This window comes from Metabacillus niabensis, from assembly GCF_020524345.1.
Taxonomy (GTDB): Bacteria; Bacillota; Bacilli; order Bacillales; family Bacillaceae; genus Metabacillus; species Metabacillus niabensis_B.
Genome location: NZ_JAIVLH010000014.1, coordinates 56,816 through 79,570, shown reverse-complemented (window position 1 = coordinate 79,570; position 22,755 = coordinate 56,816). Strand labels below are relative to the sequence as shown.

General features: G+C 36.9%; 25 protein-coding genes and 2 riboswitches. All 25 genes read right to left on the bottom strand.

Translation table 11 applies throughout. The features are described 5' to 3' along the window. Positions 1-318: 318 nt before the first annotated feature. The 25 genes from LC095_RS16035 to LC095_RS15920 all read right to left on the bottom strand — a co-directional run bounded on the left by LC095_RS16035 (position 319) and on the right by LC095_RS15920 (position 22,741). On the bottom strand, positions 319-1,872 hold the full coding sequence (locus LC095_RS16035; protein WP_226529103.1) for a Na+/H+ antiporter NhaC family protein: 1,554 nt from the start codon (positions 1,870-1,872) through the stop codon (positions 319-321). A gap of 125 nt (positions 1,873-1,997) precedes the next feature. Then, a riboswitch (Lysine riboswitch) is annotated at positions 1,998-2,176 on the bottom strand. 72 nt (positions 2,177-2,248) lie between these two features. Continuing rightward, positions 2,249-2,986 carry a sporulation protein YunB gene (yunB, locus tag LC095_RS16030; RefSeq protein WP_226529102.1) on the bottom strand — a complete coding sequence of 246 codons (738 nt, stop codon included), beginning with the start codon at positions 2,984-2,986 and terminating at the stop codon, positions 2,249-2,251. Between the two features lie 87 nt (positions 2,987-3,073). After that, complete coding sequence (locus tag LC095_RS16025) at positions 3,074-3,376, bottom strand: YunC family protein (RefSeq protein WP_026559046.1); 303 nt, start codon at positions 3,374-3,376, stop codon at positions 3,074-3,076. Positions 3,377-3,442: 66 nt separating this feature from the next. Then, positions 3,443-4,846, bottom strand: coding sequence for a bifunctional metallophosphatase/5'-nucleotidase (locus LC095_RS16020; RefSeq protein WP_226529101.1), 1,404 nt, complete (start codon positions 4,844-4,846; stop codon positions 3,443-3,445). Positions 4,847-4,899: 53 nt separating this feature from the next. Further along, positions 4,900-5,763, bottom strand: a complete 864-nt coding sequence (locus tag LC095_RS16015) for a DUF72 domain-containing protein (RefSeq protein ID WP_226529100.1) — start codon at positions 5,761-5,763, stop codon at positions 4,900-4,902. 119 nt (positions 5,764-5,882) lie between these two features. After that, positions 5,883-7,280: a Fe-S cluster assembly protein SufB gene (gene sufB / locus LC095_RS16010; protein WP_226529099.1), complete on the bottom strand. Its 1,398-nt coding sequence runs from the start codon at positions 7,278-7,280 to the stop codon at positions 5,883-5,885. Positions 7,281-7,319: 39 nt separating this feature from the next. Next, on the bottom strand, positions 7,320-7,757 hold the full coding sequence (sufU, locus tag LC095_RS16005) for a Fe-S cluster assembly sulfur transfer protein SufU (RefSeq protein ID WP_226529098.1): 438 nt from the start codon (positions 7,755-7,757) through the stop codon (positions 7,320-7,322). Next, complete coding sequence (locus LC095_RS16000) at positions 7,750-8,967, bottom strand: cysteine desulfurase (RefSeq protein WP_226529097.1); 1,218 nt, start codon at positions 8,965-8,967, stop codon at positions 7,750-7,752. The genes sufU and LC095_RS16000 overlap by 8 nt, the downstream gene beginning before the upstream one ends. Next, positions 8,967-10,277: a Fe-S cluster assembly protein SufD gene (gene sufD, locus LC095_RS15995; RefSeq protein ID WP_226529096.1), complete on the bottom strand. Its 1,311-nt coding sequence runs from the start codon at positions 10,275-10,277 to the stop codon at positions 8,967-8,969. Before sufD ends, LC095_RS16000 begins: the two co-directional genes overlap by 1 nt. A 14-nt stretch (positions 10,278-10,291) precedes the next feature. Next, complete coding sequence (sufC, locus tag LC095_RS15990; protein ID WP_026559053.1) at positions 10,292-11,077, bottom strand: Fe-S cluster assembly ATPase SufC; 786 nt, start codon at positions 11,075-11,077, stop codon at positions 10,292-10,294. Between the two features lie 544 nt (positions 11,078-11,621). Then, positions 11,622-11,744, bottom strand: a complete 123-nt coding sequence (locus LC095_RS26860) for a hypothetical protein (protein ID WP_264196077.1) — start codon at positions 11,742-11,744, stop codon at positions 11,622-11,624. A gap of 250 nt (positions 11,745-11,994) precedes the next feature. After that, positions 11,995-12,366, bottom strand: coding sequence for a carboxymuconolactone decarboxylase family protein (locus LC095_RS15985; protein WP_226529095.1), 372 nt, complete (start codon positions 12,364-12,366; stop codon positions 11,995-11,997). Positions 12,367-12,483: 117 nt separating this feature from the next. Continuing rightward, positions 12,484-13,338 carry a MetQ/NlpA family ABC transporter substrate-binding protein gene (locus tag LC095_RS15980; RefSeq protein WP_226529094.1) on the bottom strand — a complete coding sequence of 285 codons (855 nt, stop codon included), beginning with the start codon at positions 13,336-13,338 and terminating at the stop codon, positions 12,484-12,486. Positions 13,339-13,350: 12 nt separating this feature from the next. Then, positions 13,351-14,019: a methionine ABC transporter permease gene (locus LC095_RS15975; RefSeq protein WP_226529093.1), complete on the bottom strand. Its 669-nt coding sequence runs from the start codon at positions 14,017-14,019 to the stop codon at positions 13,351-13,353. After that, positions 14,012-15,037 carry a methionine ABC transporter ATP-binding protein gene (locus LC095_RS15970; protein ID WP_226529092.1) on the bottom strand — a complete coding sequence of 342 codons (1,026 nt, stop codon included), beginning with the start codon at positions 15,035-15,037 and terminating at the stop codon, positions 14,012-14,014. The genes LC095_RS15975 and LC095_RS15970 overlap by 8 nt, the downstream gene beginning before the upstream one ends. Positions 15,038-15,131: 94 nt before the next feature. Further along, positions 15,132-15,238: riboswitch (SAM riboswitch) on the bottom strand. A gap of 195 nt (positions 15,239-15,433) precedes the next feature. After that, a complete protein-coding gene (locus LC095_RS15965) occupies positions 15,434-16,747 on the bottom strand; it encodes an O-acetylhomoserine aminocarboxypropyltransferase/cysteine synthase family protein (protein WP_226529091.1) in 1,314 nt (437 codons plus the stop codon). Positions 16,748-16,882: 135 nt separating this feature from the next. Next, complete coding sequence (locus LC095_RS15960) at positions 16,883-17,200, bottom strand: SCP2 sterol-binding domain-containing protein (protein WP_226529090.1); 318 nt, start codon at positions 17,198-17,200, stop codon at positions 16,883-16,885. Between the two features lie 107 nt (positions 17,201-17,307). After that, a complete protein-coding gene (locus LC095_RS15955) occupies positions 17,308-17,637 on the bottom strand; it encodes a thioredoxin family protein (RefSeq protein WP_226529089.1) in 330 nt (109 codons plus the stop codon). Between the two features lie 23 nt (positions 17,638-17,660). After that, on the bottom strand, positions 17,661-18,008 hold the full coding sequence (locus LC095_RS15950) for a toprim domain-containing protein (RefSeq protein WP_026559061.1): 348 nt from the start codon (positions 18,006-18,008) through the stop codon (positions 17,661-17,663). A gap of 150 nt (positions 18,009-18,158) precedes the next feature. Next, positions 18,159-18,308: a hypothetical protein gene (locus LC095_RS15945; RefSeq protein ID WP_226529088.1), complete on the bottom strand. Its 150-nt coding sequence runs from the start codon at positions 18,306-18,308 to the stop codon at positions 18,159-18,161. Beyond that, positions 18,289-18,525, bottom strand: a complete 237-nt coding sequence (locus LC095_RS15940; protein ID WP_026559062.1) for a YusG family protein — start codon at positions 18,523-18,525, stop codon at positions 18,289-18,291. The genes LC095_RS15945 and LC095_RS15940 overlap by 20 nt, the downstream gene beginning before the upstream one ends. A 58-nt stretch (positions 18,526-18,583) precedes the next feature. Continuing rightward, positions 18,584-18,967, bottom strand: a complete 384-nt coding sequence (gcvH, locus tag LC095_RS15935) for a glycine cleavage system protein GcvH (protein ID WP_078431325.1) — start codon at positions 18,965-18,967, stop codon at positions 18,584-18,586. Between the two features lie 123 nt (positions 18,968-19,090). Continuing rightward, complete coding sequence (locus LC095_RS15930; protein WP_226529087.1) at positions 19,091-19,450, bottom strand: arsenate reductase family protein; 360 nt, start codon at positions 19,448-19,450, stop codon at positions 19,091-19,093. A 268-nt stretch (positions 19,451-19,718) separates the two neighbouring features. Beyond that, entirely contained in the window at positions 19,719-21,503 is a 1,785-nt protein-coding gene (locus tag LC095_RS15925) for an acyl-CoA dehydrogenase family protein (protein WP_226529086.1), read from the bottom strand. A gap of 62 nt (positions 21,504-21,565) precedes the next feature. Continuing rightward, positions 21,566-22,741 carry an acetyl-CoA C-acetyltransferase gene (locus tag LC095_RS15920; RefSeq protein ID WP_078431328.1) on the bottom strand — a complete coding sequence of 392 codons (1,176 nt, stop codon included), beginning with the start codon at positions 22,739-22,741 and terminating at the stop codon, positions 21,566-21,568. Positions 22,742-22,755 lie beyond the last annotated feature (14 nt).

Sequence of the window (22,755 nt, the reverse complement as noted above, 5' to 3'; positions counted from 1 at the left end):
ATTATTTATTATAATCTATACATAGTATAAATGGACTTTATTCCTATGTCTATAAAAAATTTCGAAAAAATACTATTTCAAAATGATATTTTCAGAAATATCAAATAGTTAACAAAACATATGGAAATAATTTATACATTCTTTCATTTTTTATTATTTCTTTATTTATTTAGTCCATAAAAGCGAGAAAGAAAAATACGCCAAAAAAATATTATTACAATTTATAATCATTTCATGCTCATTAAATTTTTATTATGAATAAATATTATTTATTCATAATAAATCACAACAAAGAGAGGGATAATAACACCCTCTCCTTTACTCATTCGTTTTGAATTTTTTTGAGAAAACCACAATAAATGCAGCTAATAAAACAATAATACTAACAAAACCAATAATACTGTTTCCTGTTAAACCTAAAACTAAGTAACCAATTGCTGCAATTCCCCCACCTATTAATGCGTAAGGGAGTTGTGTCATAACGTGATCAATATGATGACTTCCTGCACCTGTTGAAGATAGAATTGTTGTATCAGAAATAGGTGAACAATGGTCTCCTAAAACTGAACCTGCTAGGACAGCAGCCATAGCTGGAAGTAACATACTAATATCTGTTGCAGCTGTAATTTCAGCAGCTATTGGTAACATAATACCAAACGTTCCCCATGATGTTCCTGTCGCAAACGCCATAAATGCGCCTAAAACAAACATAACTACAGGTAAATAAGATAAATTAAGATTAGATTTTTCTACTATTCCTGCCAAATATTCACCCGTACTCAATTGGCCGATCAAATCAACAATAACCCATGCAAATAAAAGTATATAAATGGCCGGTAGCATGGATTTAATTCCTTCTTTCAATGCTAAAGGCAAATAACTAACCTTTATTCCTTTTGCTAAAAATAGGATGATGGTAATAGCTAATCCAAAAAGCCCGCCATATAATAGGGATGCAGAAACATCCGTGTTTTCAAAAATCGTAAAAATTGTTACATCCGCTTTATCTTCAATCGCACTATATCCTGTGTACAACATCGATGATACAGTTCCAATAATTAGGGAGATGATTGGCCAAACAAGATTTCCTATTGTGCCTTTGTCACTAGTTGGCAAGTCTTCTTTCACTTCACCAAGTACCTCTTTATTTGGATCAACAACTTGACCTGTCTCAATTGCTCGATTTTCATGGATTTTCATCGGACCGATATTAATATTGAATACAGCAACGGCAAAAACTAAAGCTAATGCTGCGATAACATAATAATTCATCGGTACCATCGCCATAAAAGCACCTAGTGGCGTATACTCTGATACTCCGTGCGTTGTTAGAATTGTTGCAATCATCGCTATAATATAAGCACCCCAGCTTGATACAGGTGAAACAACACAAACTGGTGCTGAAGTGGAATCAATAATATAAGCAAGCTTAGCTCTGGATACTTTTTGGCGATCTGTAATCGGGCGACTAACCTGCCCAACTGCAAGTGCATTAAAATAATCATCGATAAAAATTAAGATTCCGAGCAATGCTGCTGTTAACTGTGCACCAGCACGGGTTTTTACACGTTTTTTTGCCCATTCACCAAAAGCACGGCTTCCTCCTGAAATAGAGATAAGTGCTGTGACAATTCCTAAAATTAGCAGAAATAAAATAATATAAACATTCCAAGTATTCACTTCTCCGTCAGAATAAAAAACACCTTGAATTGCCTTTAATATGACCATTCCTGTACCCGTGATTGAAAATTCTTCAATCAATAACGCCGCTGATATTATCCCTACTCCAAGAGATAATAAAACTCTTCTTGTCAAAATCACCATTAAAATGGCGATAATTGGTGGAATAATAGAAAAAATTGTTCCTGCCATAATGTTAAAAAGCCTCCCATTCGTTAATAATGGAAGGCTCTGAATTGATCATAGGATAATTTGTCTTTTTATTACATCCTAAAGAATAGAAAATAACAATTTTTCATACTATGTTATCCTCCATCTCGATCAGTAGCCCTCCATTATAGATTTCTATAATGACAGTATTACCTTTATTTAAAGTAATACCAGCAAATGTAACCTGACTAGCAAACATTTACTTCGGCAAAAAACCCTTTCCAACATGATCTTCGATGTCATACTCACATATTGTACTTTTGTTTTCTGCGCCTCTACCTCATCATGAGATAAGGTGATGTAGGTCAATATTTAGTATTATAAAAATTATTCTACCAAAATAGTTGAATAAGAACAACTATGGTTTTTTTGGTAATTCAATAGAATGGTCTGCATCTTCCCCACTGTTATAATATTCAGGGACTTCTCCTTGTTCTGTTTGGATGACAACCGGAATAGTATTTACCGCTTTTACTACATCTGTAGCAAACGGAATCACTACCTGTACACTTACTTCTACGAATATAGCAATTTCATGTACAGCATTATTAATTCCATATTCCTCTGTTGTTCTTTTAATATCTGTAAATACATCTCCTATTAGATAGTACTCGATTGGTATTCCCGGTCCGAGTGTACTCAATATTGAGTTGCCTGTAATTTTCCCTAAAGGAATTTCATAAATAATGCCAGTATTACTCCCCTCTTCATTAAGCGTCATTCCATGGAAATTGTTTCTTTCTATTTCCCCAAGCTTTTTTGTTACATTATCAGTCACTCTTTTCTTTGCCATTGTTACAGCTCGTTGATTAAATGTAAATGAATTTACATTTCCATCAGAATCCTTATCAATTGTAACTAAATTCTCTTGTTCTTCATTTGTTAAGATTTCTTCTTCAACTGCATCATGAATGATCGTGGTTGCGACTTTATTGGCTTCTAACCTCGCAATCTTCATCATGGTGGATTCGATCTGAACGTTTACAATCCAAAAGCTTATGGAAGTGATCAATATAAAAATAACACTTGTTAGTAATACAACATAACGAAAAGGTAAAGGCCCTCTACGCGGGCGTCGTCCGCGAAATTTAGCCAAAACAAATCCCTCCTTTACAAGCTATGTTTATGCATGTAAGGAGGGATGTACGCTAATTTTTTATGATATTTTTCTCTCGAAGATGCGCTACATCATTTTAAGTAAAGCATCTCTTCCTTTTGTACCAACCGTAATTCCACGCTTTTCAGCCTCATAAGTGACTGATTCTAAAGGGGCCTCGAGAAGTTGTTCAATGGTGCGGACTCCTACCGCACGCCCTGCAATAATTCCCCTATCTTTAAGCTTTTCATTTAATAATGCGACATCAAGCGCACCGCACATAATATATCCCTTTTCGTTTGTGATTGCCATAAAATTTGTCTTAGGCAACGCAACCGTTATAGCAGTAAATTGGTTTCCATCAATGACGATTGGTGTCATAGTAACCATTATTTCTCTACACTCCTTTCTTGTTATATTTTTATGAACAAAGAAAGGATACGTGTAGATCAATGCCTATAGCTTCGTGGATTTCTTGCCTAATTTCCAGGCTAAAAGATCTCGAAGCAGCTCTGGCATATAGAAGATTTTTTTCTCTGCATGCCCGATTTCCGGATATAATGGGCCAAGTGTAAACATATCAATTGTTGCCACAGCATAAATGCGATCCGCTTGAATCTTTTCACCATTTATAAAGATGTCTGTTACATGCTCCTTACCATCCTGAAAAACTTTCATACGAACATCAATTCCATCAAATACCATTCGTCCCATTACTTTTCCTCTAAATCCTAATCCCTTTAATTTTAATTGTTCCATGTTTTCATCTCTTGACTGGACGATCACTTCTTTTAAAACATCACCTTTTAAGAAAACTTTACATGGATTAATAGGATGAGGGCATATTCGGTGGAGATCCTTTCTCGTAACAGGGCCTTTTTGTAAGGGCTCTAAAATAATTCCGGAATTCACCATTGCTACTTCACCATCACACCACTCTTTAATAGCCTGAACAAGGAGCTTTGGAAAAGTAGAGTCTTGAAACCAATCAAGGGATAAATTTTCTTCTGACGTACCTATAACTTCTGAAAGAATTTGATCACTTTCCAAACTCGTTTGCTGCAACCATTGAATCGTTTCTTCACAAACCTCTTTTTCATCGTCCATCGGATAAACGGTTGCTTTATGAGTCATGATCTTTTTTTCTTCTGTATCGATGGTTAAGGAAATACGACCGATGTAACGCCCATATTTTCCTGCTCCTGCTATGAGAGTTTGGTTGATCTCTTTTCCTTCTGGTAGTACGTGATGGGTATGCCCCCCTATAATAACATCAATTTCTGGAAATTCATTTGCAATGATTTCATCATCACTAATTCCTAAATGGGACATAAGAACAATAATATCAACCTGCTCCTTAACCTGCTGAATGGTTTCTGTTAAGCTTTGAAAAGGATCTTTAACTTTCCAACCTAATAATTCATAAAATTTCTCATAAAAAACAGTTACACCTAATAAGGCGATTTTCGTTCCGTTATGTAATGTTATAATATGAAATGGCACAACCCATTTAGGTCTCTCGCCTAATTCTGTATACAGGTTTGAAAGAATGACCGGAAACTTCGCATCCTCATAAAGCATATCAAGATCATCATGTGAAAACGTAATACCTTCGTTATTTCCAATGGTCACTGCATCATACTGCAAATGATTTAATAAATGAACATTTGCTTTCCCTTTTGTTGCCTCCGTAATTGGATGAAAGCGATCAGCATGGTCACCAATATCGAGTAAAATCATTTGTTCCTGTTGTTCGGCATGATATGTCTTTTTTGTCTTTAGAAACTGAACAATGGATGGCCAGTTTTCGAAATGACTATGTAAATCGTTCGTATGATATAGATGAACCTTCTCTAACATATTCCTCTCTCCTTATTTACTGTGCCAACTACATGAGACCATACAAAAATGACCTAGTCTTCATCTGAAAACAGGCTTAACTGTTTTTCAGCAAGTCCGGAATATTGTATTCCTAATAATGATATCATCATCTTTGCATTATCTGCTGCATCACCACCAGAGTTATTATTAAAAAGCATATAAATTGTTTCTGTGCAGCTTTTAATTTTTGATAGATGTTCTTGCCATTCTTGCAATTCCTGCTCATTATATCTGTATAAATATCGTACATCCCGCCAATTATCACCGTTCGCAGGCTTGCTCCATCCATATACATTACGGCCATGAAGTCGAATCAAGGTTTTATCGGGATTTGTAGGATGCAATACAGTAGGTACCGATCTCTCACCAGCCTGCGGTTCATCAACGATACTATGAATCCACCCCTCAGACTCCATAAAACTTAATGTTTTTTCATAGTAAGTTGGTGAAAACCAGGAACGATTACGAAATTCAAGGGCAACCTCTGTATCTCCCATTATTTCTCGACACCATTTTAAATAAGCGACATTCTCCTTCGTACAAGAAAACCATGGTGGAAATTGAAACAGCACCATTGCAAGTTTATTGGATGCCTTTAACGGTTCGAGTGACTTGAGGTAAGCATTGAACATATCAATTTTATTGTCAAAAGGAATTTCCCCCCGAAGATGGCCTGTCATTCCTTGATAGGCTTTTGCAATAAATTGAAAGGTTTCAGGTGTTTCTCTGACCCACTTCTCCATATTACGCTCTGGTTGAATGGCATAAAATGAAGAATCAATTTCGACCGTTGGAAAATGAGCAGAGTATTCCTGTAATTTACTTTTTGTATTTGAGTTCACGTAGAGAGAATCATGATCTCCCCAACCGGTTAATCCTAATTGAATGGTTGACATTCAGAATCACCCTGGAATATAGTTTTAGATTTTTTCTACCCATACTATACCACGTTCATAGATAGAAAGTTAAAAAAAAGGAACCGACATAATTGTCAGTCCCGTTTTGTTTCATTATATTACCCGATAGAACCTTCCATCTCGAACTTGATTAGACGGTTCATTTCTACTGCATATTCCATTGGAAGCTCTTTTGTAAATGGCTCGATAAAGCCCATTACGATCATTTCAGTTGCTTCTTCTTCGGAAATACCACGGCTCATGAGATAGAATAATTGCTCTTCTGATACTTTTGATACTTTTGCTTCGTGCTCCAGTGAGATATTGTCGTTTAAAATCTCATTGTATGGAATTGTATCAGATGTTGATTGGTTATCCATAATTAGTGTATCACATTCAATATTTGATCTTGCTCCTTCAGCTTTACGTCCAAAGTGAACAATACCACGGTATGTTACTTTACCACCTTGTTTTGAGATGGATTTAGACACGATGGTTGATGATGTGTTTGGAGCAAGGTGAATCATTTTTGCCCCTGCATCCTGGTGTTGTCCTTTACCAGCTAAAGCAATTGATAATGTCATACCTCTTGCACCTTCACCTCTAAGGATAACTGCAGGATATTTCATTGTTAATTTCGAACCAATGTTACCATCAATCCATTCCATTGTTGCATTCGCATCACAAACCGCACGCTTTGTTACAAGGTTAAATACGTTGTTCGCCCAGTTTTGGATTGTTGTATAACGGCAGTATCCGCCATCTTTTACAATGATTTCAACAACAGCACTGTGAAGTGAGTTTGTTGTATAAACTGGAGCTGTACACCCTTCAACATAATGTACATGTGCGCCTTCATCAACAATGATTAATGTACGCTCGAATTGACCCATGTTTTCAGAGTTAATACGGAAGTATGCTTGTAATGGAGTATCTACTTTTACACCTTTTGGTACATAAATAAATGATCCACCAGACCATACAGCTGAGTTAAGGGCAGAGAACTTATTGTCCGCGGCCGGAATAACCTTACCAAAGTGCTCACGGAAAATATCTTCGTTTTCTTTTAACGCTGTATCTGTATCTTTGAAGACAATTCCAAGCTCTTCAAGGTCTTCTTTCATGTTATGGTAAACAACCTCTGATTCATACTGAGCTGATACACCAGCCAAATACTTTTGTTCTGCTTCAGGAATACCTAATTTATCAAATGTAGCTTTGATCTCCTCAGGTACCTCATCCCATGAACGTTCTGATTTCTCAGATGGTTTTACATAATACGTAATTTCATCGAAATTAAGTGAAGCCAAATCTCCACCCCATTGTGGCATTGGCATATTATAAAAATGCTCTAAAGATTTCAAACGGAAATCAAGCATCCATTGTGGCTCATCTTTCATACGAGAGATTTCTTCCACTATCTCTTTCGTTAATCCTCGTTTAGAACGGAAGATGGAAACATCCTTGTCAGCAAAGCCATACTTGTAATCGCCGATTTCAGGTGCTTTTTTTGCCATCTACATTCACTCCAATCCAGTTAGATTTATAAGCGTAAATTATTCGTTGCCTTCTTTCACGCCTTTTTCCATTGCCTTCCAAGCAAGTGTCGCACATTTAATACGTGCAGGGAACTTTGCAACACCCTGTAATGCTTCAATATCACCTAAGTCGATATCATCATCATATTCTTTACCAAGCATCATATTCGAAAAGATTTCAGAAAGCTTTAATGCTTCCTCTAATTTTTTTCCTTTAATTGCTTGTGTCATCATAGAAGCTGATGACATAGAGATGGAACATCCTTCTCCTTCGAATTTTGCATCCTTTACCACATCATCCTTAAGATCAAGTGTTAAACGAATGCGATCTCCACAAGTAGGGTTGTTCATATCGACCGTTAGGCTATTATCAAGAACCCCTTTATTACGCGGGTTTTTATAATGATCCATAATTACCTGACGATAAAGTGTATCAAGGTTTACATGATTAGACATTACTGAAGTACTCCTTTGTCTTTTTAATACCTGCAACTAACTTATCTACTTCTTCTTCTTTGTTGTACAGGTAAAAACTAGCTCTTGCTGTTGCAGATACCTTAAGCCATTTCATTAACGGCTGTGCACAATGGTGTCCTGCACGGACAGCAATTCCCTCAGCATCTAAAACTGTTGCAACATCATGTGGATGAACATCATCGATATTAAATGTTACTAATCCGGCACGATGTTTAGGTCCGTAGATGGTCATTCCATCAATCTGACTTAATTGGTCTAAAGCATACTGAGCAAGTTTATGCTCATGTGCTTCAATTGCTTCTAAGCCAATATCCTCAAGAAAATCAATCGCAGCACCGAGTCCGATAGCTCCGGCAATAATAGGTGTACCAGCTTCAAACTTCCAAGGAAGCTCTTTCCATGTTGATTCTTGCAGTCCAACAAAATCAATCATTTCTCCACCAAATTCGACTGGTTCCATGTTTTCTAATAACTGCTTTTTCCCATAGAGTACACCGATTCCTGTCGGTCCACACATTTTATGTCCAGAAAATGCATAGAAATCACAATCTAAATCCCGTACATCAATTTTCATATGAGGGGTACTTTGAGCACCATCCACAACCATAATAGCTCCATTTTTATGAGCAATTTCAGTTATTTCCTTAATGGGATTTATTGTTCCAAGCACATTTGAAACAAGCATAACTGAAACGATTTTTGTATTTGAAGTGACTGTTTCTTCAACATCCTTAAGAGCAATCGTTCCATCTTCCTGTAAAGGAATGTATTTTAATGTTGCACCCGTAATCTTAGCTACTTGCTGCCAAGGAATGACATTTGCATGGTGCTCCATATACGTAATGACGATTTCGTCGCCTTCTTTTACATTGGTAAGACCGTAGCTTTGGGCAACAATGTTTAACGCTGTTGTCGCACCACGAGTAAAGATGATCTCCTGCATTGATTTTGCATTTATGAATCGTCTTACCTTTTCACGAGCTCCTTCATATCCGTCAGTTGCCTTTGTTCCTAACGTATGAACTCCACGGTGAACATTTGAATTGTATTCCTTATAATAAGTCGATAAAGCCTCAATAACAGCTAATGGTTTCTGGGATGTTGCGGCGCTATCTAAATAAACGAGATCATTGCCGTTTACTTGTTGATTTAGGATCGGAAAGTGGGCACGAATATCCTGGATATTCATTACTTAACTTTCCTTTCAATAACCTCAACTAACTGCTTCTTTACGCCTTCAATAGGAAGCTCTTTAACAACCGGAGCCAAGAATCCATGAATAACTAAGCGCTCAGCTTCAACTTGAGGAATACCTCGACTCATTAAGTAATAAAGCTGAATTGGATCTACACGTCCAACAGAAGCAGCATGACCTGCTGTTACATCATCTTCATCAATTAATAATATTGGGTTTGCATCTCCACGTGCTTTTTCACTCAACATAAGAACACGTGATTCTTGTTCTGCATTTGATTTTGTCGCACCATGTTCGATTTTACCGATACCATTAAAGATAGAAGAAGCACTGTCTTTCATAACACCGTGTTTTAAGATATATCCTTCAGAGTGCTTTCCAAAGTGAACAACCTTTGTAGTAAAGTTTTGCTTTTGCTCTCCACGACCTACGACAACTGTTTTTGTATCACCGAAAGATCCGTCACCCATTAGATTTGTTACATTCTCAGAGATTGTATCTCCATCGTTCATTAAACCTAATGCCCACTCTATACGTGAATCACGGCCAGCAACTCCTCGACGGTTAACATAAGTTGTCACACCATTAGCTATTGTATCAACTGCACCGTAAGTTACACGGGCATTTGTATTAGCAAATACCTCTGAAATAATATTGAAAACACCTTCAACCTTTTCAACAGTAGAAATATAGTTTTCTACATAAGTAACAGAACTGTTATCATCAGCTACAACAATAACGTGGTTGAATAATGTTGTATTCGGGTTATCATGTACAAACACCGCTTGAATTGGTTCTGCGACTTCTACATTTTTAGGAACATAGACAAACACTCCACCATTAACAAGAGCAGCATGCAAGGCTGTTAGACGATGCTCGTCAACTTTTACGCCATCTGACATAAAGTATTTTTGAAGTAATTCAGAATGTTCTTTAGCTGCTGTGTGAATATCCGTTAAGATCACACCTTGATCTTTTAATTCACTAGATACTGAAGTAAAGGCAGCTGTGTTGTTTATTTGAACATACAGATTTTTGTTTGTTGATTCAAGATCGATTAAAGATTTCACATCTTCATGTAATTCATTAAGAGAAGATAACTTTTGACTCTCAACAATATGTTCTTTAAAGTTTGTAAAATTCCATTTATCAATTTTCGTTTTATCTGGTTTTGGCATCGGAAGATCCTCTAGTTTTGCAAGAGCTTGTAAGCGAAGATCTTTTAGCCAATCCGGTTCACCAAGCTTACTAGAAAAGCTTGCGACATAATCCTGATTGATCGTTAATGTTTCCATACGTCTCATAATCCCCCTTACAATTATGCTTCTTGTCCAACAGTTTCGTCTTCAATACCTAATTCTTGCTTAATCCAGTCATATCCTTCTGCTTCCAGACGTTGAGCTAATTCAGGACCACCTGACTTTACTACACGTCCTTGCATCATAACATGTACTTTATCTGGAGTAATATAGTTTAATAAGCGTTGGTAGTGAGTAATCATTAAGCAGCCGAATTCCTCACTGCGCATTTTGTTGATTCCTTTTGCTACAACTTTTAATGCATCGATATCAAGACCAGAATCGATTTCATCTAAGATCGCAATTTTTGGTTCAATCATCATTAACTGAAGAATTTCGTTACGTTTCTTCTCTCCACCAGAAAATCCTTCATTTAAATAACGTTGAGCCATATCTTGATCCATTTCAAGCTCTTCCATATTCGCATCCATTTTGCGGATAAATTTCATTAATGAAATCTCGTCTCCTTCTTCGCGACGAGCATTAATTGAAGAACGTAAGAAGTCAGCATTTGTAACCCCGCTGATTTCACTTGGGTATTGCATTGCTAAGAATAGACCTGCACGAGCACGCTCGTCAACTTCCATTTCAAGTACATCTTCACCATCCAATGTGATACTGCCTTTTGTCACTTCATATTTAGGGTGACCCATAATTGCTGAAGACAAAGTTGATTTACCCGTTCCATTTGGTCCCATGATTGCGTGGAACTCTCCGCCTTTTATTTCAAGATTTACACCTTTAAGAATTTCTTTTCCATCAATTTCTACGTGTAAATCCTTAATGATTAATGTAGAACCTGCCATATTGAAAACCCTCCATGTTATATAAAGTTTACTAATTCTCATTTTATTCTCATTCTAATATTATAACAAATGAAAAGTGAACACAACCTTTATGAGTTCTGGTCGAAAATTGTCGTGTGATAAAATCCAGTCTTTCATACATTTACACTACAATGATATGTAGATAGAGAAATTAGCCAGTTTCTACTATATAACACATTTCTCTGTGAATCTACCCTTTAGGTACCTTGATTATTTTCGTCCTTTCTCCTAGAAAACATTCTCTCGGGGATGAAATTTATTCTGCTTATATTATATTGTTCATAAGAAAAGCGCAAGCACATTGATCAGCCTTATGACCTCGAAGGCTAAGCGCTGGAGCTAGACACCACACTAAGTACAAACATGTATACTTACTTGTTTAGAAAAACACGACTTACCGCCAAGAATGGCGGAAGTCGATGTCTTTTCTTATACTTTAATCTTTTAGTATAGTTAAACTTTCTAAAAGTAAAATAAAAGAAGAATCAGTGTCTCCCACTGATTCCCCGCTCATCTATAAATCCTACTTTTTCATTTTTCGTTCAAGATCTGCATAAATCAACTGACTTTTTCGGTATTCTTCTTCCCGACTCATTTCAACATCCATGCGTTTATCATGCTTTCTAGCATACTCTGCATATCCCATTCCGTGAGACTGATGCATCGCCTTTTCCATTTCCGGAGTAAATTTCAGGTCGAGTGAAGCTTGATTCGAGTGAATAATGAATCAATCCTTTCAGCTTATTATTTATTACATAATAAGCATAGCAAGAATTTTCACTCAACTCAAAGTTCGTAAGATAATCTCACAAACCATACTGTCTGATTACGAATCATTCTGTCAGTTTAGATACATTATCTGTTGTTTTTCTTCATGATTCTCTATTTTACTCAACTTATTGCTTTAATTGATTCAATTCTTGAATACATTCCTGAACAAGTGTAACAGCTTGGCTCATCGCAGCTCCTCCACCAAAAGCTGCTGTAACACCAACCGCTTCCAGGATTTCCTCTTCACTTGCCCCGTTATCAAGACATCCTTTTGCATGGTAGATAATACAGTATTCGTCTTGAGTATTAATCGCAATTCCTAAAGCAATTAAATGCTTTTCCTTCTTAGAAAGATTTCCTTCCTTAAAACACGCCTCTGTAAATGCATTATAATGTGTTGCAATGTCCGGCATTTTTTGAGTGAACATTCCTAAACCCATTTTATATTCATGTAAAGCAGCTTCAGTAGAGGTCATAAGTTCTTCATTCTGTTCCATTTTACACAGCTCCATTCTAATTTCATCATCAGGTTTAGTATGCATATTTCCTTTAATTGTATTCAAAAGAAGCACGAAAAAAGAGACCTGCTGTTAGACAGATCTCCCGTTCTTTGATTAATCATTCACTGGTAAAACAGAACCAGGATATTTTGTGTTGATGAATTCTTTAATCTCTTCAGATTTTAATACTTCTACTAGAGTTTTAATTTCTTCTTTATCTTTGTCTTCGCTTCGGATAGCGATGATATTTGCATAAGGATTATTTTCTCCTGCTTCTAGAGCAACTGCATCTTCCGCCGGATTCAGCCCAGCTGCTAATGCATAGTTTCCATTAATAATAACAGCAGCACCCTCATCATTTTCATAAGCACTTGCCAACATTTCAGGTGCAACACTATCATCAATTTCTAGATTTTTTTCATTTTCTACAATATCATCTTTTGTTGCGTTAATTTTTTCAACATCCGGATTAAGCTTAATTAACCCTTTTTCTTCAAGTAGAGCTAATACGCGACCCATTTCCGCAACGTTATTGCTCATGATAATTTTTGCACCTTCCGGTAAGTCCTCAAGATCTTTATATTCTTTTGAGTAAATACCAAATGGCTCAATATGGATTGCTCCGGCATTTTCAATTTCAAAACCATTCTCTTTCACAGCATTATCTAGATACGGAACATGTTGGAAGTAGTTTGCATCAAGATCACCATTGGCTAGCGCAGGGTTAATTAATGGATAATCAGAAAACTCTTCAATTTTTAATTCAATCCCTTTTTCTTCTAATAGCGGCTTTGCTTCTTCCAGGATTTCAGCATGCGGAACTGTAGTAGCTCCAACTGTTAGAACTTTTGTTTCTTGTTCTGTGTTTCCTTCAGTTGATTCTTGTGATCCATTATCTTCCCCGCCGCCGCAAGCAACTAAAAGAATGGCAAAGATCGTAAATACAATAGATAGTAAGTACTTTTTCACTTTGTTTTCCTCCTAACGTTTATCAATAGCTTTAACTAATATATCTCCAATAAATTGGATAATAAACACAATAATTAAGATAAAGATTGTCGCAACAATTGTTACTTCAAAATTATTTCTCTGGAAACCTTCACGGTATGCCAGGTCACCTAATCCTCCTGCCCCAACAACACCTGCCATTGCCGTATAGCCTACTAAAGCAATAGCTGTAACAGTTATTCCTGAAACTAGTGCCGGAAGTGATTCAGGTAAAAGGACTTTCCACATGATCGTGGACGTTTTTGCCCCCATAGATTTAGCAGCTTCAATAACTCCTTTATCCACTTCTCTTAAAGCAAGCTCTACCATTCTTGCATAAAAAGGAGCTGCTCCGATAATTAAAGCGGGGAGTGCCGCATTTGCACCAAGGATAGTGCCAACAATCACTTTTGTCATCGGTAAAAGCAAAATAACTAAAATAATAAACGGTATTGAACGAAAGATGTTTACAATTCCGGAAAGAACGGTGTTAAAAACACTGTTACCCCATATGTTGCCCTTTGATGTTAAAAATAATAGAAGCCCAAGGATGATTCCGATGAATAAGGTTGCCACAACTGAAACACCTGTCATATAAGTTGTCTCATATGTTGCTTCCCATACCTTTTCCCAATTCACATTTGGAAGAAACTGTTCAAGCATTCACCAGCACCTCCACTTCAACTTGTTGTTCTTTAATAAATGCGACAGCACGATCGATTTCTTCTTGTTTTCCATCTACATGTAAAAATAACGAACCATATGATCCATTTTGAGTTTGCGAGATTTTACCTTGAAGAATATTTACTTCAATCTGAAAATTTCTAATGATATTCGTAATTAATGGCCTCTCTGCTCCCTCACCTACAAATGTTAGCTGCAGTACTTTCCCAGAATCATAGTTCTTTAACAAATGCTCCACTGCTTCCTTCGTATCGTCCGGTTCAGAAATTTGTTTTACAAATGTTCTTGTAATTGGTTTTTGCGGGTTTTTAAATACATCTAAAACATTTCCTTGTTCCACTACCTCACCATTTTCCATCACTGCAACACGATGACAAATCTTACGGATAACATGCATCTCATGTGTGATAAGAACAATGGTTAAACCTAAACGTTTATTAATATCGACTAATAACTCCAAAATCGAGTCAGTTGTTTGAGGATCCAGCGCTGACGTTGCTTCATCACATAATAAAACTTTTGGATTATTTGCTAGTGCTCTGGCAATCCCCACACGTTGCTTTTGTCCACCACTTAATTGAGAAGGGTAAGCATTTTCACGACCTTCCAAGCCGACAAGCTTGATTAATTCATCTACACGTCTTAGTCGTTCAGCTTTTTTCACTCCGGCAATTTCTAATGGAAAGGCAATATTTTCACGGACCGTTCTTGACCATAACAAATTAAAATGTTGAAAGATCATGCTTATTTCTAAACGGGCTTTTCGGAGCTTTGCGCCTGAAGCAGAATCAATTCTACTATCAGCTACTGTTACTTCCCCGCTTGTTGGCTTTTCCAACCCATTTAATAGACGAATTAAAGAACTTTTACCTGCACCACTATAACCAATGATTCCGAAGATCTCACCTTTCTCGATCTCAAGATTTACATTATTTACAGCTTTAACTTGACCTGATTTTGTTTCATATATTTTACTGACATTTGATAATGTAATCATGCTGTCACCTTCTTTCTAACGATCTTATTATTTAATAAATACAAAATAAAAAACCTTTCTACTAAATGAGCAGAAAGGCACTTATAAATCCTTTCTCTCATCTCTCAAAGCGATAGCTTTGCGTGAATTGGCACCATTTCAACATATGTTGTTGGTTGCCGGGCTTCGTCGGGCACTTCCCTCCACCTCTCTTGATAAGAGTTTCTTATATTAAATTAAGTAAATGTCGGTTTTTAAATACGAGTGTGATTGTATCATGTGTTAAAAAATCATGTCAATCAAAAACCTTTTGTTATAAAATTTAAAAAATTCTGGTTAATCACTGATTATCTATAAAAACGCTCTAAGACAAAAGAAAATAGGATGACATAAGCGATCATCCTACTTCTTTTTATTTTATATCTTCACTTGTTCTAAACTTCTTATCCCTGTAGCCTTTTCAATAGCTTGTTCAAGGTCCTCAATCAAATCATCAATATGTTCTATCCCCACTGAAAGGCGAATTAAGTCTTCTTTAACTCCTGATTTCTTTAAATCCTCATCATTTAGTTGTTGATGTGTTGTACTTGCCGGGTGGATAATTAGGCTTTTGGCATCACCTACATTTGCCACATGTGACCACAATTCAACAGAGTTTATTAAGGAGGCTCCTGCTTCTCTTCCACCTTTAATACCAAAAACGATGACTGACCCTGCACCCTTAGGAAGATATTTATCAGCCAAATCTTTTGCTGGATGATTCGGGCTATCAGGGTATAGAACCCATTCTACAGCGGGATGGTTCTCAAGGTAATCAACCATTTTCCGCGCATTTGATACATGCTCTTTCATTCGTACATGCAGAGTTTCTAAACCAAGTGTAAATTGAAATGCATTGTATGGGCTAATGGCAGGTCCCATATCTCGTAACAATTGCACTCTAGCTTTTATGATATAAGCCTGTGAACCTAGGGCCTCAGAATATACGAGGTCATGATAGCTTGGGTCCGGTGTTGTAAATCCGGGGAATTTGGGGCTATTCCAGTCAAACTTTCCACCATCTACAATCACTCCTCCCATTGTTGTTCCATTTCCTAATAACCATTTTGTCGCAGAGTGAACAACTATATCAGCACCATGTTCAATCGGTTTACACAGATATGGAGTTGCAAATGTATTATCAACAATTAACGGAATACCAGCTTCATGTGCAACTTCTGCAACAGCTTCAATATCAAGAATATCTAAACTTGGATTACCAATTGTTTCTGCAAAAATTGCTTTCGTTTTTGGAGTAATAGCTGCACGGAAATTCTCAGGGTTCTTCGGATCAACAAAAGTTGTGTTAATTCCATATTTCGGCAAGGTTGTGGCAAACAAATTATAAGTTCCACCATATAAGGTAGATGCTGATACAATTTCATCGCCAGCGCCGGCGATATTCAATACCGATAATGTAATCGCTGCCATCCCACTTGCTACTGCTAAACTACCAATACCGCCCTCAAGTTGGGCAATTCTTTCCTCAAATACGGTTGCTGTTGGATTATGTATTCTTGTATAAATATATCCCGGCTCTTTCAGACCAAATAAATTAGCTGCATGTTCAGTATTATCAAACACATAAGCGTTTGACTGATAGATAGGTACAGATCTTGCACCTGTCATTTCATCTTTTTTTAATCCACCGTGAATCGTTAATGTTTCTTGTCGATATTGTTTTTCTTTCATTTTGATTCCTCCCCTATTGTATTACTGCCTTGTCTACAAATAGGTGCAAATACTTGGTGAAAAAACTCTGTTTTTAGACCCTTTTATTGTAATCGTCCAAGCATATATTCGGCAAGTCTTCAAGGAGGTTTTACCCTATGTTAATTTGATCAGTGCATCAAGCTTTAAAAAATCACGATAAGACCCTTTTATGGATATACTGCCAAAAGATATTAACTGTTTCATGCTAATGTTATTTTTGATCATATCCTCTAAATCTTTCTTTCCACCTTCAATAAAAAAATCAACCTTTTGTGGGCAAGAAGGCAAAATACTTGATCTTTTTGCTGAAAGTTCAAGATAATAACTCTCACTACTTTTGGGCCTAACTTCAACAATGAGTTTACGATTCATTAATATAGGCTTTATAAAATCAGCTTTATTTAGGCTGGAAATAAAATCAGTCAAGAACATAAAAAATCCTCCCGAACATCAATTAGTTTATTAACTAATTACATGAATGATCGGAAGAATCCTTTAAATAAATCTCGACAGTTTCTGCTCTTCTTGTGAAAACAGCACTATTTCCCAAGAAATATGTCATCTTTTCCATTATATTGTTTTAAAAGGTCATAAAGGTATCCAACTGACTGAAATGCATATACCTTTTCCTTTAATTTCCCATCTACGAATAAAAGCAAACACGGTACACTTTCAATCCCTAATTCTTTCGCTTCTTCAGGATAATAATTTAAATTAACTGAATAAATGTCTAATTCTGGAAGTAACTCATCGACTACATTTAGCATTTTCTTAGCAACCTGACATGTACCACACATTGGTGTAAATAAATACATCACATGAAGGCCTTTATTCAGTATCGTAAGCTGCTTTTCATTCCAATCAATCATAGTCCTAACTTTTTTACACCCTTCTAAAGAAATTTTGCATTCACATCTATATTAGCAGTAAGCAGGACTGACGCAACATGGTGATCAGGTGCTGTTGCAACCTCACGATAAGCCCTGTCAATATAGAGGTGGGAGGCCTCTGGAAACTCCCTCTTAAATTGTTTTCGCAAACGATCTCCGGCATCATCTGAATCAACTAAAATATACACATCTTTTAGAAATAACTCTTCAATTAATTCATCCATTTTTGTTAAACTGATCGTTCCATTTGTACAGATGATTTCTATTGGTTCACATATTACATTTAGAACTTTCTTTTTATCTGATTTCCCCTCAACAATTAATACTTTTTCAACCTCAACTAACGACATAACCATCACCTAATTTTAAATGTAAAAGTCTTTTCTATAACGTATTCGATTTGTCGAGGTTGTTTCCCTTTAATTTCATGTTTTTTCTATTTCATATAGAAAAAACATATAAAGAAACAGACCATTTAGTATATTAAAAAGGTAAAAGTGTTAGAACACTTGGCTTGTCGCCCAAGTCCTGATGGCGATAGCCTTAGTTTTTCTTATACTATCATCCATAACATTTTTTATACTTTCTGATAGTACAAAAAAAGCAGTGGTGTTAGCCACTGCTTTTCCATTAACACCAGCCATTTTCATCGTCACAGTCGACATATTTTTGATCTGGTCCAGATAACACATCTGCAATTTGGTAAAAGTGGCTATTATTAAATTCATAACCAGCTTTCAAGTTATAATTGTTTTCTGAGACCATCTGGCCAATTTTTTCATTTTCCAGATAAAGATTTAATTGCCCATCTCCAAATTTCCCGACAACTCGATCAGTGATATCTAATCGTTGTTTTTGAATAGACATATGGACACCCTCCTTTACCTTACTTATAGAATGTCCATATTTTTTCCCATCATGCTTATTAGTCTTGATTTGTCTTTTCTTCGTATTGTTCTGCAGTCATTAATTTTTCAACATCTGCAATATCTGAAGGCTCAATAACAATCATCCACGCCTTTTCATATGGTGATTCATTTACAAATTCAGGGCTATCATCAAGATCTTCATTGATTTCAATAATCTTCCCACTAATTGGTGCATAAAGCTCAGAAACAGTCTTTACAGATTCAACACTTCCAAATGGCTCGTCTGCTTTTATTTCATCACCAACTTCTGGTAGTTCAACGAAAACGATATCACCTAGTTCTGATTGAGCGAAATCAGTAATGCCAATTCGAACTTTTTCTCCTTCAACTTTTACCCATTCGTGCTCTTCTGAATAACGAAGTTCTTTTGGTGTGTTCATGTTCTCATACCTCCAGGATTTTTATCATTATGAATGTCATTGGATCCACTTATTACCTTTATTTTCTAACATAGTAATTACTATTGTTTTAGCAGTTTTTTGGCACTGTTGCAAGAGCTTCAGTTAATTTCCCCATGCTTCAACAAATTGGTCTTCTTTAAAGCCTATTGTTACCTTTTGATTTCCAACAGTAAGTGGACGCTTCACTAACATTCCATTAGACGATAGTAGGTCAAGCATTTCATCCTCTGACATTGATGCTAATTTATCTTTAAGACCAAGCTCTCTATATTTTTGTCCGCTTGTATTAAAGAATTTTTTCAGTTCTACTCCACTCTTTTGATAAATGCTCGATAGTTCTTCTTTGGAAGGAGGATTTTCCACAATATGTATTTCATTAAATTCAATGTTATGTTCTTCTAACCATTTTTTCGCTTTTCGACATGTTCCACATTTAGGGTACCAGTAAAAATCTAATGCCATTTGTATCACCTCCAACATCACATAATCAATAAAGTACTATTCCATTTTGAGAGGAATATTTTTCTTTATCTTATCATAGATTTTTGACGGCGCCTAATTAGGAATGTCATATTTTTAAGAAAAGCGTAAGCGCCTTGTTCAGCCTCGACCTTATGACTTTGAGGGGTTCAGCGCTGGAGCTTGACACCAGCACTAAGTACATGAGTTTATGCTCTCTTATCTTATAAATAAAAAGAGACAATCCAACATGATTGCCTCTTCCCTTAACTTATGCCAAATAGGCGTTTTTATCAATAATAGCTGCCGCGATTTCTCTTTTCTTGCCGATGACGTTGATTGGTGTGTGTCTTGTGAATTTTCTTAATGCTGATAACATCATGCGGAGGGAATCACCTGATTCGACTGCTATTAATGATTCTTTAGCATGGGACTCAATTTCATTAAACGCTTCCTGACAGTATACCTGTGTGTAAAGAAGCTTTTGCTTATTTTTTTCTTTACCTGTTTTTGCGATCGCCTTTTCTGTTCGAAGAATCGCTGATTCCATTGCATATACATTGCTCACGATATCTGCAATATTCACTAATACTTCCTGTTCTTTTTGTAGTTCTTTTCCGTATTTTTGTGCAGCAAGACCTGCAATTAATACGCCGATTTTCTTCGCATTTTTCAATAGATATTTCTCTTGCTCCAATGTTCCATCTCCAACTTCCTCAGGCATAAGCATCATCAACTCTTCTTGTAAGCTTTGTGCTTTTTGGAATAAAGGCAATTCTCCTTTAAGCGCTTTTCGCAAATAAGTTCCCGGTACTAATAGGCGATTAATTTCATTTGTTCCTTCAAAAATACGATTAATACGGGAATCACGATAAACACGCTCTACTTCATATTCAGCCATAAAGCCATAGCCGCCATGGATTTGGACAGCTTCATCAACAACATAATCTAGTGTTTCCGAACCAAAAACTTTATTCAATGAGCACTCAATTGCATATTCAGCAATAGATTGGGCTACTGCTTTACCATCTTTGATTTCCTCATCTGTTAGTCTGCTCATACGGTCTTCAAAAAGGCCGACTGTCCGATAAACAGAACTTTCCATTGCATATGTTTTCACAGCCATATTGGCAAGTTTTTCTTGAATAAGTGAGAAGCTAGAAATTGGGGTTTTAAATTGTTGACGTTGATTTGCATATTGAACAGCAACATCGATCAACCTTTTTGAACCGCCAATTGTTCCAACAGCAAGTTTGTAACGGCCAATATTTAATATGTTGAAAGCAATGACATGACCTTTTCCAAGCTCGCCTAATAAGTTTTCTTTAGGGACAAGTGCATCGTCTAAAATAACCGTTCTTGTTGAGGAACCTTTTATCCCCATCTTCTTTTCTTCAGGTCCGGTCGACACTCCCGGAAAGTCCCTTTCCACAATAAAGGCTGAAAAGTGTTCTCCATCTACTTTCGCATATACGATAATGACATCAGCAAAACCGGAGTTTGTGATCCATTGCTTTTCACCATTTAACACATAATGTGTACCTTCTGCATTTAATCTTGCCGTTGTTTTTGCTCCTAATGCATCAGATCCTGAGCTTGGCTCTGTTAATGCGTAGGCAGCAATTTTTTCACCTGTTGCAAGTTCAGGTAAGTACTTCTTTTTTTGCTCCTCATTTCCAAACAGAACGATCGGCAATGAACCAATTCCAACGTGAGCACCAAAGGAAAGCGAAAAGCTTCCTGCCCTCGAGATTTTCTCGGTAATAAGTGCCGAGCTTATTTTATCTAAACCGAATCCACCGTATTCTTCAGGAACATCTGCACCTAATAAACCAAGTTCCCCTGCTTGTTTCAACAGTTTCACAGATTTTTCAAACTGATGATTTTCAATGTCTTCTAAATGCGGTAAAACTTCATTTACAGTAAAATCTTCTGTTGTTTTTGCAATCAGCTTCTGCTCATCTGTAAAGTCTTCCGGGGTAAACATGCGGTCGTACGAAATATCCTCAATTAAGAAGCTGCCACCTTTGATCACCGAATTCGTTGTTTTTGCCATGAAAAATTCCCCCACTCTTTTATTGTCAATTCACGATCTATTCATCTAACAATGGTCCATGTTTACACTAATTCAAATACTCCTGCAGCACCCATTCCTCCGCCGATACACATTGTGACAACACCAAACTGTTGGTTTCTTCGCTTCATTTCATGAATAAGTGAAAGGGTAAGCTTTGCACCTGAGCAGCCTAACGGGTGACCCAGAGCAATAGCTCCACCATTCACATTAACTTTTTCTTCATCAAGTCCTAGTTCCCTTATAACCTGAATCGATTGAGATGCAAAGGCTTCATTTAATTCAAATAGTCCAATATCTGAAAGCTCCAGTCCTGCATATTTTAATGCCAATGGAACAGCAGCTACTGGACCAATCCCCATTACCTCGGGTGGTACACCTGCAACCGCAAAAGATTTGAATTTTGCCATAGGTTCGTATCCAAGAGATTCAGCTTTTTCCCGATCCATTAACATAACAGCTGCAGCACCATCACTCGTTTGTGAAGAATTTCCAGCTGTAACAGACCCTTTTATTGAAAAAGCCGGCTTTAAGGTAGCTAGTATATCTGATGTTGTATTCGCGCGAACTCCTTCATCTTGACTGAATTGAACCACTCTCTCCTGAAGCTTGTGATCAGCTCCCACTGTTCGAACATTTACTTCAACAGGAACAATTTCATCATCAAACTTTCCTTCTTGAATCGCCTTCGCTGCCCGCTTATGACTTCTTACAGCAAAAGCATCTTGTTCCTCTCGAGAAATTCCATATTTTGTTGCTACCTGCTCAGCGGTATGCCCCATTCCCATATAATACTCCGGTGCTTCCTCTGCTAGTTTTACATTAGGCCGAACCACATGCCCCATCATCGGCACAAGGCTCATAGATTCAGCTCCTCCGGCTATTGCAGTATCTGAATGACCAAGCATGATCTTCTCCGCTCCATAAGCTATGCTTTGTAGGCCGGAAGAGCAATATCGATTAATCGTAATGGCAGGAACTGTATAAGGAAGTCCAGCTAAGGCTCCTATGTTTCTCGCCATATTTAAGCCCTGCTCTGCTTCCGGCATCGCACATCCGATAATTAAATCATCGATGTTACCTTCATAATCCCCGGCTCTTTTCAACGTCTCCCTTACAACTAAAGCACCTAAATCGTCCGGACGCATATTAGCTAAAGTCCCCTTTTTTGCTCTACCAACCGGTGTTCTGGCACCAGCAACAATGACTGCTTCCTTCATTCAATCCTACCTCC